At 70.3% G+C, this 13,608-nt stretch carries 11 protein-coding genes; 7 read left to right on the forward strand and 4 right to left on the reverse strand.

The window, feature by feature from the left end:
- Nucleotides 1-166: 166 nt before the first annotated feature.
- The 6 genes from OG912_RS32615 to OG912_RS32640 all read left to right on the forward strand — a co-directional run bounded on the left by OG912_RS32615 (nucleotide 167) and on the right by OG912_RS32640 (nucleotide 8,831).
- On the forward strand, nucleotides 167-346 hold the full coding sequence (locus OG912_RS32615; protein WP_028444064.1) for an FxLD family lanthipeptide: 180 nt from the start codon (nucleotides 167-169) through the stop codon (nucleotides 344-346).
- Nucleotides 347-522: 176 nt separating this feature from the next.
- Entirely contained in the window at nucleotides 523-3,552 is a 3,030-nt protein-coding gene (locus tag OG912_RS32620; RefSeq protein WP_327173596.1) for a lantibiotic dehydratase, read from the forward strand.
- The gene (locus tag OG912_RS32625; RefSeq protein WP_327170674.1) at nucleotides 3,549-4,814 is read left to right on the forward strand and encodes a lanthionine synthetase C family protein; all 1,266 of its coding nucleotides are present in this window, start codon (nucleotides 3,549-3,551) and stop codon (nucleotides 4,812-4,814) included. The genes OG912_RS32620 and OG912_RS32625 overlap by 4 nt, the downstream gene beginning before the upstream one ends.
- Nucleotides 4,815-4,835: 21 nt before the next feature.
- Nucleotides 4,836-6,905 (forward strand): methyltransferase, FxLD system, encoded by a 2,070-nt coding sequence (gene fxlM, locus OG912_RS32630; RefSeq protein ID WP_327170673.1) that lies wholly within the window; start codon nucleotides 4,836-4,838, stop codon nucleotides 6,903-6,905.
- Between the two features lie 90 nt (nucleotides 6,906-6,995).
- Nucleotides 6,996-8,126: a hypothetical protein gene (locus tag OG912_RS32635; protein WP_327170672.1), complete on the forward strand. Its 1,131-nt coding sequence runs from the start codon at nucleotides 6,996-6,998 to the stop codon at nucleotides 8,124-8,126.
- A gap of 195 nt (nucleotides 8,127-8,321) precedes the next feature.
- Nucleotides 8,322-8,831 (forward strand): topology modulation protein, encoded by a 510-nt coding sequence (locus tag OG912_RS32640; protein ID WP_327170671.1) that lies wholly within the window; start codon nucleotides 8,322-8,324, stop codon nucleotides 8,829-8,831.
- Nucleotides 8,832-8,913: 82 nt separating this feature from the next.
- Here OG912_RS32640 and OG912_RS32645 read toward each other — a convergent pair whose 3' ends face one another.
- The 4 genes from OG912_RS32645 to OG912_RS32660 all read right to left on the reverse strand — a co-directional run bounded on the left by OG912_RS32645 (nucleotide 8,914) and on the right by OG912_RS32660 (nucleotide 12,387).
- Nucleotides 8,914-9,417: a DUF6924 domain-containing protein gene (locus OG912_RS32645; protein WP_327170670.1), complete on the reverse strand. Its 504-nt coding sequence runs from the start codon at nucleotides 9,415-9,417 to the stop codon at nucleotides 8,914-8,916.
- 66 nt (nucleotides 9,418-9,483) lie between these two features.
- Nucleotides 9,484-10,662 (reverse strand): cytochrome P450 family protein, encoded by a 1,179-nt coding sequence (locus tag OG912_RS32650; protein WP_327170669.1) that lies wholly within the window; start codon nucleotides 10,660-10,662, stop codon nucleotides 9,484-9,486.
- Nucleotides 10,663-10,666: 4 nt separating this feature from the next.
- Nucleotides 10,667-11,848: an MAB_1171c family putative transporter gene (locus OG912_RS32655; RefSeq protein WP_327712461.1), complete on the reverse strand. Its 1,182-nt coding sequence runs from the start codon at nucleotides 11,846-11,848 to the stop codon at nucleotides 10,667-10,669.
- Nucleotides 11,845-12,387, reverse strand: coding sequence for a regulator component (locus tag OG912_RS32660; protein WP_327170667.1), 543 nt, complete (start codon nucleotides 12,385-12,387; stop codon nucleotides 11,845-11,847). The genes OG912_RS32655 and OG912_RS32660 overlap by 4 nt, the downstream gene beginning before the upstream one ends.
- Before the next feature lie 344 nt (nucleotides 12,388-12,731).
- Here OG912_RS32660 and OG912_RS32665 point away from each other — a divergent pair, with 344 nt between their 5' ends.
- Nucleotides 12,732-13,574: an MmyB family transcriptional regulator gene (locus tag OG912_RS32665; RefSeq protein WP_327170666.1), complete on the forward strand. Its 843-nt coding sequence runs from the start codon at nucleotides 12,732-12,734 to the stop codon at nucleotides 13,572-13,574.
- The last annotated feature ends 34 nt before the right edge of the window (nucleotides 13,575-13,608 follow it).

A 13,608-nucleotide genomic window follows, 5' to 3' on the forward strand; every position in this document is an offset into this window, starting at 1 on the left:
CAAAGGACCGGACCGTCGAGCGGCACCCCAGAGCTTCCCGGCATGACCATCGGACCGGGATGGCCAGAACCTGAACCCGCGGCGCAGCCCCGTCGCTACGCCACGGTCCTCAGTGCGCTGGCAAGCACCACCTGTCCTACACACCAACGAATCACCTGGAGTTGTTATGACGCGAATCGTCACCAAGAGCACCACCCAGGTCCAGGAGCCGACGGCTGGCGGCCAGTCGGACGGGTTCGACCTGAACGTCTCCCTCCTGGAGGTGTCCGACGCGGCCGGGCTGACCGTTCTGACCGACGACGGGTGCGGAAGCTCCTGCGGTGCCTGCGTCACCTTCACCGACTGACCCTGACCGTCTGAACCCGGTCATCAGGTCATGAACCGCGGTCGGTGCTGTCGCGCTACTCGGCGCGTCGGCTCCGACCGCCCCTCCAGACGCACGAAGGGATACGTCACGTGGCTATACCCCCAGCGTTCAAGGCGGGCACGACCGCCCTGGTGCGCGCAGCCGCTCGACCGTTGATGACCCAGCTTCCCCTACCGGACTTCGACGACCGGTCCTTCCGAGCCGAGGAGTTGGAGGAGGTCACCACCGGACGCCTCGCCTGGATTCGCAGCATCTGGCACGACCCGGGCATCGCACAGGCCCTCCGTCATGCCAGCCCGGTTCTCGCCGCCGAAGTCGAGGTCCTGGAGAGTGCTAACTCCCCTTCTACCCGCGAAGTCCGCCGCATTGGAGTGTCGGTGGCGCGCTACCTCCTGCGCGCGCTGCACCGGCCCACACCGTTCGGACTGTTCGCCGGAGTCACCACGGCCACCTTCGACGCCGAGCCCCACTCCCGCTGGGGCCAGAACCACGTGGTCGTGGCCCGCGCCGGTGCGGAGTGGGTGGGGAGGCTGATCGAGCAGTTAGAAAGGAGCGGAGAGCTGCTGCCGCTCCTGTCGGTCGTCGTTAACAACACCACCTTCGAGCGCGACGGCAGTCTCGTCGTCCCCTACCAGGACGCCGGGCCGACTGGTCAGCGGCGAGCGGTCGAGGCGTCCGTCGAACTGTCGGCGCCGGTCCGGCTTATCCTCCGCGCGGCTGACGCGCCGATCCGGATCGGGGAACTCGCCGAGAAGCTGATGGCCGAATTCCCGGCCGTGGCCCCGGAGCGCGTCAAGCGGCTCCTCGCGGGCCTGGTGCGGCGGCGCGTGCTGATCACCAACCTCCACGCGCCGACGACCGAGACCGACGCGCTCGGTCACCTCGTCACCCAGCTCGACGCGGTCCGTGCCGAGGACATTCGTCTCCTGGCACCCATCGTCCGGGAGCTGCGCGCCGTCCACGCCGGGTTGGAGCAGTGCGGCACCGCAGAGGGCCGGGACGCCGTAGCGACCCGGATGCGCGATCTGGTGCCGGGCCTCCGCCGTCACCCGCTCGCCCTGGACCTGTGCCTGGACGCCACCGTGGTGCTCCCCGATCTGGTCGCCCGCGAGGTCGAGCGCGCCGCCACGATCCTCACCCGTCTCTGCGCCCGCCCGTACGGTACCGAGCCGTGGAACGAGTATCACCAGCGGTTCTACGAGCGGTTCGGCGTCGGCACCATGGTGCCGCTTATGGAAGTTGTCGCAGACAGCGGCGTCGGCTACCCGGACGGGTACCCGGGCAGGCCGACCGGCGAAGGCCGCCGGCGCCTGTCGCCGCGGGACGACGTGCTGCTCCGCCTCGCCCAGGCCGCGGCGCTCGACGGCCGCGATGAGGTCGTGCTGACCGACGAGATCGTGGCCGCCCTGGACCGAGGCCCGCAGGAGCCGCGGATACCGTCCCACTTGGAGGTGGGCGTGCGGCTGCACGCGGCCAGCCTCGTCGAAGTTCGCCGTGGGCGCTTCACCGTGGAGTTGACCAGCGTGTCACGCGGAGCCGGGGTTACCGTGGGACGCTTCCTCAGCGTCCTCCCGGCCACACAACGCGAGTGCCTGCGCGCGGAGTTGGCTGACCTACCCACGGCTGACGAGGGCACGGTGGCGGCGCAGCTTTCCTTCCCCGCGCTGCTGCCCGACACCGCCCACGTCACCCGAACCCCGCGCGTGCTGCCGTTGGTGATCAGCCTGCAAGAGCACCGCGCCCCCGACGTCGCAGTGCTCACGCCGGCGGATCTGGCGGTGGCGTGCGACGGGCGCCGGATGTACCTGGCGGCTCCGAGCCGCGGCGTGCGCGTCGAGGCCGTCGGCATGCATGCACTGAACCTCGCCGAGCACACCCCACCGATGGCGCGGCTGATCACCGAGGTGTCCCGGGCGCAGAACGCCCAGGTCACCCGGTTCGACTGGGGCGCCGCCGCAGCAATGCCGTTCCTCCCCCGCCTGCGGTACGGCCGCATCGTGCTGGTCGCGGCCCGCTGGCGGCTGGAGACCAGCGATCTCCCCAACCGCCACCGCCCCGGCGCGGACTGGGACGCGGCGCTGTCCGGCTGGAGGGAGCGCCGGCGCCTGCCGCAGCACGTGCACCTCGTCCAGGACGACCGGCGCCTGCCGCTCGACCTCGATGAGCCCGGGCACCGGAGCCTGCTGCGCCAGCACCTCGACCGCGCCGGTACGGCGCTGCTGACCGAAGCCGCTCCTCCCGGGGCGGACGGCTGGAGCGGGGGCCGGGCCCACGAGATCGCGGTCCCCCTCAAAGCGGTCCGGCCTCCGGCCTGGCCTGCGCTTCCCACGCCGACCACAGCCCGCGCGCTGTCCCCAGCCCAGATCCAGACCCCCGCCGCCTCCCCGGTGCTCCTCGTGGCCCTGTACGGTGACCCGCGGCGTCAAGACGCCCTGCTGACCCGGCACGTGCCCAACCTGATGCGGCGCCTCGGCTCTCCTCCCTGGTGGTACGTCCGCTTCCGCGACCCCCAGCAGCACCTTCGCCTGCGGATCGCGCTGCCCGACCCGGAGGACTTCGCCGACACCACCCACACGGTCAGCGCCTGGGCCGACGATCTGCGGACCGCCGGGCTGCTGGCAGACCTGCGCTACCCCACCTCCTACCGCGAGACGGGCCGGTGGGGCTCCGGACCGGCATGGGACGCGGCCGAGGCCGTGTTCCGCGCGGACTCCCTGGCCACGGTGGCGCAGCTCGCCCAGCCCGTCCGGCCCGCGCAGCGCACGCTCGTGGCCGCGCACTTCTTCGCCATCGCCTCCGCCCTCCTCGGCAGCCCGGACGCCGGCGCGCGCTGGCTGATCGACCACATCGAGCCGACCGCGCCGAACCCAGTACCCCGCTCGCAGTTCACCGACGCCGTGCGGCTGGCAGACCCGCGCGGTGACTGGGCGGCCCTGCGGTCAGCGCCCGGCGGCGCCGCGATCGTGGACGCCTGGGCCGGGCGCACCGCTGCGCTCGCCGCGTACGGGCCGCACCTGTCCGGCCCGCACGCCGACGGCATCGCCGTGGACGGCGTGCTGACCTCCCTGCTGCACGTCCACTTCGTGCGGCATGTCGCGGTGGACTTCCCCGAGGAAGAGGTCTGCCTGTACCTGGCCCGCGCCGCCGCCCTGGCCTTCACCGCCCGCGCCGGGAGGCGACCGTGACCCACACAGCAGCCGCGGTGGCCGCCGCCATCGCCGACCGGCTCGCCCACCCCGACCAGGCGCCGACGGCGGCCACTGACGACGACAACCGGCAGCACCTCGCCTACGGCCCGACAGGCATCGCCCTGTTGCACATCGAACGCGCCGCGGCCGGGCTTGCCCCCTGGCAGCGCGCCCACGACTGGCTGTCCGCCTCGACCCGCGAGCCCTTCACCAGCGGCCCAGACAGCCACCCCTTCTACGGCGCCCCGGCGCTCGCCCATGCCGTGGCGTGCGCAGCCGACCAGCTTCCGGACTCCTACCGGCGTGGCCTCGATGTGCTGGACCGGCAGGTGATGACCGACGCCCGGCGGCGGCTGGACGCCGCGCACCGCCGGATCGAGGCCGGGCAGCTTCCGGCGCTCGCCGAATTCGACGCCATCCGGGGCCTGACCGGGTACGGCGCCTACCTGCTGCGCCGCGACCCGGCGGGCCCGGTAACCCGTGCCGTTCTCGACTACTGCGTGCGCCTGACCAACCCGGTCACTTACGACGGCGAACGGCTGCCGGGGTGGTGGGTACCGACCGGGCCGTCCGGCCGACCGGACGACCGCTTCCCCGGCGGGCACGCCAACCACGGCATGGCGCACGGCGTCGGCGCGGTCCTTGCGCTGCTGGCGCTCGCCACCCGCCGGGGCGCTACCGTCACCGGCCACCATCAGGCGATGCGCACCATCCTGGCCTGGCTGGAGCGGTGGAAGGTGCCCACCGGGCGTGGCACGGCCTGGCCGTACTGGATCACCCGCGAGGAACTGCGCAGCGGGCGGCCCGCGGCCTCGGCACCGCGGCGGCCGAGCTGGTGCTATGGCACCGCGGGCTTGGCCCGTGCCCAGCAGCTCGCCGCGCTCGCTCTCGGCGACAGCGACCTCCAGGTCGAGGCCGAGGCCGCCCTGCTGGACGCGCTGAGCGACCGCGTGCAGCTTCGCGTCACCACGGACAGCGGCCTGTGCCACGGCTTCGCCGGTCTGATCCACATCGCGGCGCGTGCCGCCGCCGACGCCGACCGGGCCACCGCCGGCCAGCTCCGCGCCATCATCCCCGCCCTTCTCACCATGCTGGTCCCGCCCGGCACCGCCCCGGACGACGCCGCTGCCCTGTTGCTGAAGGACGCGGCGGGCGCCGGTCTCCTCGACGGCGCCGCCGGAACCGCGCTGGGACTGCTCACCGCGGACAGCACGGACCCGCCCCGCACTGCCTGGGACGCCTGCCTACTCACCGCCTGAATCCGACCGAAGGACTTCTCGATGCGCCCCGACCGCTGGCAGCAGCACAACATCACCTTCCCCGACCGGGACACCGGACGGCGCGCCGTCACCGAACACCTCGCCCCCGTGCTGTTCGCTGCCGAAGCCGACGGGCAGCTCAGCGGCTGGTGGTTCATGAACAAGCAGCCCTGGCGCCTGCGATACGTCGCCGAACAGCCGTCACCGACCGTGCTGACTCTGCTGGACGAGTGGGTGGCTGACGGCACCGCGCAGTCCCACGTGACCGGCATCTACGAGCCGGAGACCGAGGCGTTCGGCGGTGCGGACGCCATGACAGCCGCGCACGCCCTCTTCCACGAGGACAGCCGCCACCTGCTCACCTATCCCGTCAAGGACGGGCACCTGGGGCGGCGCGAGACCGCCATCCTGCTGATGAGCAGCCTGATGCGCGCCTCGGGTCTCGACTGGTTCGAGCAGGGCGACGTGTGGGCGAAGGTCTCCGCACTGCGCCCCGGTACCGGCACGCCCGGGCCCCCGCGCCAGACCTCGGCAATGCGGACCCTGATGACCACCGAAGCCCGCAGCCTGTGCCGTGAGCGCGGGCCACTGGACGGCCACGCCGACTGGGTCGCCGCCTTCGAGCGCGTCGGCACCACGCTCGCCTACCTCGCCGCCCAGGGCGACTTGACCCGCGGACTGCGCGCCGTCATCGCGCACCACGCCATCTTCCACGCTAACCGTGCCGGTCTACTGTCCGCCGACCAGCACACCCTGTGCAACATCGCACGAGAGGCAATCATGAGTTCGAGTGAAAACACCGCGTCAGCAACAGAATCAGGCTCCGCGGCCCATAGCGTCAGCACGGTGAACACCGACACACTCACCGCCCCCGAGGCCAACGCCGAACAGCTCCGCAACGCCTTGGTCGACCAGATCAAGGCCGACGGCCACGCCCGCACCCCCGCGGTCGAAGCCGCCCTGCGCACCGTGCCCCGGCACCTGTTCGTCCCCGAAACCCCGCTGGCCGACGCCTACGACAACAGCCCGGTTAACGTGAAGTACGACCCCGAGGGCACCTCGATCTCCTGCGCCTCCCAACCGGCGGTCGTTGCCCTCATGCTGGACCAGCTCGACGCCCAGCCAGGAGAGCGCATCCTCGAACTCGGCGCTGGCACCGGCTACAACGCTGCCCTGATCGGCCACCTCGTCGGCCCGAGCGGACACGTCACCACCATCGACGTCGATGACGACCTGGTCGAAGGCGCCCGAGCCCACCTCGCCGCCGCCGGCGCCACCAACGTCGAGGCCCTGACGCGCGACGGCGCCCTTGGCCACGCCGAAGGCGCCCCGTACGACCGGATCATCGCCACCGTTGGCGCGCACGGCATCCCCCACGCCTGGCTCGACCAGCTCGCCGAAGGCGGCCGACTCGTCACCCCGCAGCGGCTCACGGGCAGCGTCTCGCGCTCCATCATCTACGTGAAGCGCGACGGCCGGTGGCAGTCGGTCGGCTCGGAGATGAACACCTTCATGCCGCTGCGCCGAGGTATCGCCGACGACGACCGCCGCGCCGTGCCGCTCAGCACGGACGGCGCCGTGCGCCTCCAGGCCCCGGCCGGCCTGGCGCTCGACGCCGACGCCCTTGCCGGTGTCCTTGACCAGCCGCGCGTCGAGGAGTGGACCGGGATGACGGTCCGCGCGGGGGAGTCCCCGGAATGGATGGAGCTGTTCGTCTCCTGCGTCCTGCCATCCGGGCTGATCCGGATGCTCTTCCCTCAGTCCGTCAAGGGCACGGTGCTGACCGATGACCCCTACCCCTCGGCCACGGCCGCCGTCGAGAAGGGCGCCGTCACCTATCTCGCACGGCATCCCTCGGAGCAGAAGACCCCCGAGGGCGACAAGCTCTGGGAGTTCGGCGTCATCGGCCACGGCCCCGGGAGCGACGAGCTGGCCGCCAAGGTCGCCGACGCGGTCCGCACCTGGGACCGCGAGTACCGCGGCCGGGACGCTACGTTCGAGATCCTGCCGCTCGACGCGCCCGCGGACGAGCAGCCCGGTGTCTTCGTCCTCGACACCCCGCTGAACCGCGTCCGCGTCACCTGGCATTAGCTACTCCGCCTGCGTGGTGCCCGCCGACCGGCCGGCGGGCACCACGCGGCCCTTCCCCGCTCCTCGTTGTCTTCACCCCCGGGGGACCTCATGGACCTGAACGGGCCCATAGCCCAGCGCTTTCCGCTCATCTACCGATTCCGACCCGCGTGCCTGCCCCTGCCCCGGCGCGTGCACGGCTTGGCCGAACTCGCCGACGCCGCAGCCGCAAAGGCTGACCAGGGCCTCGCCTCGGCCGTCTACAACCAGGCCGCCCTCATCGCCTCCGACCTCGGGCTGCCCGAACTCGCGCGGGAGATGTGCCACCAGCACGCCGCCGCCTACCTCCACGCCGCCCCCCTGCCCGGCATGAGCGCGATCCGCGCCCTCGAACCCGTGGTGAACCTCGCCCGCCTCCAGATCCGCGCGGGCGCCGCCGACGACGGGCGCTACCGTCTGCTGCACCTCTTCGACGCCGTCACCAACGGCACCAGCGCTCAGTTCGAGGGGGTCCACGTCCCGGCCGACCTCACCCTCACCGACAGCGACCGCCACGAGGTGCGCACCTGGCTGTGGAAGGTAGTCCTGGCCGACGGCACCCGCACCCTGACCACGGCCGGCCGCTGGGCGGAGGCGCTGGCCCACATCGAGGAACACCGGGGCATCGGGCAGCGCATGCTGGACGGCCGCCAGGTCGCCGTCCTGGCGGCACTCAGCCACACCCCCACCGACGCCGCAGCGCTCATCACCATGACCACACCCGGAGAACGCTGGGAGAACGCCGTCACCGGCTGCCTCGACGTGATGTGCGGAAAGGCCCTTCGCGGCCCGGCCGTACCCCTCCTCGACACGCTGGTCGAGGACTACGTCGAGCACCAACCCGACCAAGGCATGACCGTCTTCGACACGCGCCTCGGCCTGACGATTCTGGACCTGCTGGAGCCGCACCAGGAAGACGCAGCGCACCGGCTGGTTGCAGAGCTCCACCGCCGGGCCGCCGTGGCGACCGACGGCTATGCCGCCCGCGAGTGCCTGGCTGACCACCGGTTCACCAGCCTCGCCGAGCCGCGCCAGGTCGAGGCGGCCCGACGGCTCGACCGTGCATGCGCGTTGGGGAGCGGCAGCCTCCCCGAGCCCTGGCTCGCAAGGATGACAGAGGCGTTGCGGGGCAGCGACGAGGTGATCCGCGCCACCGTCGGGCGCTCCCACCCTCAGCAGGAAGTAACTGGCGCACAGGGTTGAGGTGTAACGCTTGGGCAGCCAGAGCAGCCCACCCTGCACGGCGTCGAGCACCAGGGGAGCCAGGGCGCGTGGCGACGCTCATCGTCAGTAGGGGGCTCTCTGAGCGCCGAACTGAACAGGCAGGAGAGAGGCCGGACACAGCACGGCCCGCGAGTTGGCTCGCCGATCACCTCAACCTCTCTACGCTGGAGCACCATGAGGAAGGTCGCCATCGTCGGCTGCGGAGGCAGTGGCAAGTCCCACGTGGCCCGCGAGCTGGGCAGGATCCTCGACGCCCCGGTAACGCACCTCGACGCCGCGTTCTACGACGACGAGTGGAACGCGTTGCCCAGGGACAAGTTCACCGACGTGCAGCGCGAGTTGGTCGCGCAGCCGCGGTGGGTGATCGACGGCAACTACAACTCGACGCTGCAGGTACGGCTCGAAGCCTGCGACACGGTGGTCCTGATGGACGTATCGACCGTGGCTGCGCTGTACGGGATCTTCTCCCGGCAGCTTCGGCACGGGGCCGGGCACAAGGGCAACGGGGTGCACAACCGCATCCACTGGGGCGTGATCAAGTACGTCGCCACGTACCGGCGCAGGATGCGCCCCCGCGTGATGGCGAACATCGACAAGTTCGGCTCCGGCGCCGACGTGGTTTTGCTGGCCAACCGGCGCCAGACGCTCCGCTGGCTGCGGAAGGTGGCCGCCGAGCAGTCCTGACCGGCTCGCGCCCCGGTCAGGGGGTGCGGGATGAACGAGCCCAACCCGTCCTCTGCCGAGGAAACGGCCACCGCTGTTGCCGTCAGATGGGCCGCAGTACCTGATCAGGCGCTGCGGAAGCAGCCGCAGCGTACTCTGCGAAGTCCACGTTGCCGAGCGCCAGGTCAGCCTGGACACCGTGTACCGCGGCGGGCACGGCTCGAAACTCACGGGGCTCCGGCGACTCGATGAGTTCCTGGTAATAAACGGGGTCGAGGCCACTCACGTCCTCCCAGAGTGTCGACAGAGCCAGCAACGCCTGCTCCGGCGACTTCATCGTGTCGCGGTCAGCGAGGAAGACGACAATCAGGTCCCCATCCACCACGGCGGCAAGAACCTCGTCGGGCGTTGCTCCTGACCAAGCGGGCGCTTCGACCAACTGCACTGTTGCGGCAGTCTCACCGCCTGGCCCCCACGGGCGGCGCAACTGCCCAACCACCGCATTCCACGCCTCGTCGTCGCTGAAGTCGGTCCTGATGACGAGAACGTCGAACAAGTCTCGTCCAATCTCAGGCAGCACTCGCGCAGGGCCCTCCGGCATCGTCATGCCCAGCACTCTCACACGCCGCACTGACACCCAGCCCCTGGGGAGTGATCCAGAGAAACGCCCTAGCTAGTTCAGGACGGGAAGCGAGGTCAGACCGCGTACCAGACGGGCGTGCCGCCACTGAAGCTGGTCGGGCGGTACGGCGAGCCGGAGGCCCGGGAACCGTGTCAGTACCGCGCGCAGCGCGATTTCGGCCTCGGCCTTGGCCAGGGGAGCGCCGACGCAGCGGTGGATACCGTGCCCGAAGGCGAGGTGGCCGGCAGCGTCCCGGTTCGCATCGAGCTGGTCCGGTGACGGGAACCTTTCCGGGTCGCGGTTGGCGGCTCCGAGGGCGACCAGGATCGGTGCGCCTGTCGGGATGTCGGTGCCGCCGAGTGTGACGGCCTCGGTGGTGTACCGGAAGGTGGCCGTGCTGACGGGGGAGTCGAATCGAAGCAGCTCGTCCAGCGCTGCAGGGATGTCGTCCGGGTTCTGGCGGAGGCGGTCGAGCTCGGCCGGGTGCTGGAGCAGGGACAGGGCTGCGTTGCCGAGGAAGTTGCTGGTGGTCTCGTGGCCGGCTACGAGCAGGAGCACCGCGAGAGAGACCAGTTCCTCCTCATTGAGCCGGTCGTCGCCGTCGCGAGCCGAGATGAGGTGGTCGAGGAGCGAGCTGCCGGGGTGTCGGCGCTTGGCGGCGATGAGGTATGTCATGTAGTCGGCCATGGAGTGCGAGGCCGCGTCGATGACGCCCGGCTGTCCCGCCGCGAACAGTTCGCCGGACCAGCGCCGGATGTCGGGCCGGTCTTCCTCCGGTACTCCGAGCAGTTCGCAGATCACGATGACGGGTAGCGGGACGGCCAAGCCGGTCACGAAGTCGAAGGGCTCACCGACAGGCCACTGGTCCAGCAGGTCGTCGGTGACCCTGGCGATGAACGGGCGCAGTTCCGCGACCGCCCCGGTCGTGAACGCCCTGGTGACCAGCTTGCGCAGCCGGGTGTGCTCGGGCGGGTCGCTCGACAGCATGTTGTGCGCCACCGCGGGGTGGAGGCGCCGCTTTGATTCCTTGCCCGCGAAAAACGCGGAGGTGTCCTTCGAGAGCCGGGCGTCGGCGAGCGCTTCCCTGGCTTCGGCGTATCCGGTGACCAGGTAGCTGAGGCGCCCGCCGGATCCGCTGGGGACGGCTTGCACGGGGCATGCCGAGCGCATGGCCGCGTAAGTGGGGTAGGGGTCTTGGAGAAAGCGGGGGTCCTGAGTCGGGTCGGTCATGTCTTCAGGTTCCAATCGTTCGTGGTCGGCCGTTGACGCCGACACGCCCGACGTGGGCGTAGGCGTCGGCCACCAGGAGAAGCCACTGTGTGTCGGCCCGAAGATCCTCGCGGGCGGCGGCGTCTACCGACGGAGGTGCGACTTCGTCCGCGTACCGGCCAGCCTTCGAGTCTGCCAGTGCAGCTCGAACCACAGCCGCCTCCACAGCGGCGGCGCCCTGCTCGGTAGCGGTGTGGAAGTTCGACGCCGCGCTCTCCTGCACCCTGCGCGACCGGTACGGCCGGAGGGCGAGGATGCCGTCGCTGATCTCGATGACGCGCCGCTGCAGTCGGAAGTCGGAGTCGTCGGAGATGCCTTCGACGTCCTCGGCCGGCGACAGGACGATCTGCGGCATCGCGGCTGACAGGTCCTTCCAGAGGGGGCGGAGCGTCTCGAAGGACCGGGTTTCCCAGCGACGTCGGCGGGCTTGGTTGATCGGGTAGAGGACAGCAGGCCACGTGAGGCCGAGGCAGATCAGTAGGACGGCGATTGCCGGGGAGGTGACGCTGAAGGCGCACGTCGAGGTCACGAGTGATGAGCACTGCGCGTGCGTTTCGTCGCCCAGTCCCAGACCAAGGCCGACGATGCGCGTCAGCTTGTAGACGACGTAGACGAGAGCGAACACGCAGCCTGCCGCCGCCACCCGCAACCCGCCCCGGATGCTGTCGCGCCGAGTTGCTTTCGACTGGCGTACGGCCTGCCTCAGGAAGTCGACCACGGAGAACCCGAGGAAGGAGGTATAGGGGAGTAGGTAGAGCGCGTAGACCTGCGGAGAACGAGCTGTCAGCTGCTCGTAGGCGAACAGCGCGGTCATGGTGACGACCGACGCGGTGAGCAGAGCGAGACGGACCCGGATGCGTTGCCGCGCCTCGTAGGGTTCGAGGTTGAGCTGGAAGGAAACGGCCAGGACCGCTGTGGCGGCACCCAGAGAAGCGCAGTTACTCAGCAGTCGGCCGACGTGCGGCACGATCGACTCCGCGATGTTCCTGAGCAGCGGCGCATAGGAGGCGAAGGCCATGGCGAAGGAGCCGAGAAGCGCGCCCATGGCCGACGTACCGGTCGGCCGGGGCGTTCCGCGTCCGAGCACCCAGTAGCCGGCTATGGACGCGAGCAGCAACGCCATCCCGAGGAAGACAGCATTCGTCATGCGCGGAAGCGGCCTCTCCTGATGGGCTGGGCGAAGAGAGCTTCCCATCTCTCCGGGCCCCTCTCGGGGCAGTGCGAAGGGGCCTCGCGGTCGCGGTAGATGCGTTGGCGGACGACCGTCGCCATCATCTCCGCCTCGCGCTCGTCAGCAGTCGAGTAACTCGTCCGCCCGGACATACGCATCACCAGCGTCGGGTTGACGCTCAGGGAGCGGGCCGTGTCCGCGTTGACCTCCAGGCTTCCCGGATGGTCGCAGTACACGTGGCAGAGCTCGTGCGTGAGGATGTGCCGCTGGTGGTGGGCGGACGTGCCCTCCTCGTAGAAGAGGAGATCGGCGTCCGGGGTCTCGATTCTCATGCCGCACGGCGCATCGACCGCGCCGAGCGTGCTCAGCGGCCGCAGGACGATGGGCTTCCCGCGAAGCTCGGCTATGGCCTCGCTCAACTGGCGGGTGGTGAATCGGTGCGGCAGACGTAGGAGGTCGATCTGCTCTTCGCACGATGCGCGCAGTCGACGCGTGTCGACTTCTGGCAAGGACACGGTGCTCCCCTTCGGCCTCGGCGGTGCGTCAACTTGTGGGCGGACGGAAGCCCCGAGGATGCCAAGAGAAGGCAGGAACTCACTCTTCCTGGAAGTGGCAGTTCCGATTACGCATGGTGATTGACGGAGGGGGGTGAGCCTTCCCGGTCGCACCTCCTCACCGTTTGCCGGAAGCGCAGGGGGCCGGTGATTCGGGCGCGAGGCGGTTCGCACTCTGAGTAGTTGATTACTTGATTATCCGTTATGTCTGACTACGCTGAATGACTGAACCATGATCGACTGGATGGGAGGTTGGGCGCCCTATGGTGCATGTCACCCGGTGAGCGCATCCTAGGCTCGCCCTTATGGACGTGCGGGGCGGGCGGGTCGCGGGTGGCGAAGGTGGCGGCGAGTCGCTGCCCGAGCTGCTGCGATCGTGGCGGCGGCGGGTGAATCCCGATGAGATCCCCGGGTTGGCCTCTCCGGGCCGCAGGGCGAAGGGTCTGACGCAGCGTGACGTGGCTCGGCTGACCGGGGTGAGTGAACGCTGGTACGGGGCGCTGGAGCGGGGCATGGAAGCCAAGTACTCCGCTGACTTTCTCGATCGACTCTCGTCGGTGCTGGGGCTGAGTCGCGCTGAGCGCGATGCCCTGTACCTGATGGCGGTGGGCCATCCGCCGGTGGTCGCCGCGGTTCCGGAGGCCGATGCGGCGGCGGAGATGGACGAGCTGCTGCAGCGGTTTCTGGACGGCCAGGCCCCCGATCCCGCCTTCGTGACGGACCTCGCCTGGAACGTGATCGGCTACAACGAGCCGCTGCTGGACTGGTTTCCGTGGGCGGCTCACCAGGCGAATCAGATGCGGTGGGCGTTCCTGAGTCCGGAGGCCCGCGAGCAGCTCGTGAACTGGGAGCAGGACTGGGCCCGCTCCTACCTAGGGCAGATCCGCTACGAGCGCGCCCGCCATCCGGACCACGAAGCGCTGCAACAGCTGGAGCGCGACATCCTCACGAGTTCCCCGGCCGCACGGCAGATGTGGGACCGCCGCGAGGTGGTCGAACACGCCGACGGAGACCTGCGCAAGCTTCGACTTCCCCACCATCGGGGTCGAGAAGTCGGCGTGCGGATCATGGCTCTGCGGCCCATGCGCAGCGACCTCCTCCGGGTGATCGTGCTGATGGAAACCGACTCTGAACCTGCCGAGACGTGATCGACGGGAGCGGTGCGCGCTGCTCGGTGTGCGG

The organism is Streptomyces sp. NBC_00464 (assembly GCF_036013915.1).
Taxonomy (GTDB): Bacteria; Actinomycetota; Actinomycetes; order Streptomycetales; family Streptomycetaceae; genus Streptomyces.

Coding starts and splice junctions, on each gene's coding strand:
- OG912_RS32615 (WP_028444064.1), top strand. CDS start 167: ATGACGCGAATCGTCACCAAGAGCACCACCCAGGTCCAGGAGCCGACG.
- OG912_RS32620 (WP_327173596.1), top strand. CDS start 523: ATGACCCAGCTTCCCCTACCGGACTTCGACGACCGGTCCTTCCGAGCC.
- fxlM (WP_327170673.1), top strand. CDS start 4,836: ATGCGCCCCGACCGCTGGCAGCAGCACAACATCACCTTCCCCGACCGG.
- OG912_RS32635 (WP_327170672.1), top strand. CDS start 6,996: ATGGACCTGAACGGGCCCATAGCCCAGCGCTTTCCGCTCATCTACCGA.
- OG912_RS32640 (WP_327170671.1), top strand. CDS start 8,322: ATGAGGAAGGTCGCCATCGTCGGCTGCGGAGGCAGTGGCAAGTCCCAC.
- OG912_RS32645 (WP_327170670.1), bottom strand. CDS start 9,417: ATGACGATGCCGGAGGGCCCTGCGCGAGTGCTGCCTGAGATTGGACGA.
- OG912_RS32650 (WP_327170669.1), bottom strand. CDS start 10,662: ATGACCGACCCGACTCAGGACCCCCGCTTTCTCCAAGACCCCTACCCC.
- OG912_RS32655 (WP_327712461.1), bottom strand. CDS start 11,848: ATGACGAATGCTGTCTTCCTCGGGATGGCGTTGCTGCTCGCGTCCATA.
- OG912_RS32665 (WP_327170666.1), top strand. CDS start 12,732: ATGGACGTGCGGGGCGGGCGGGTCGCGGGTGGCGAAGGTGGCGGCGAG.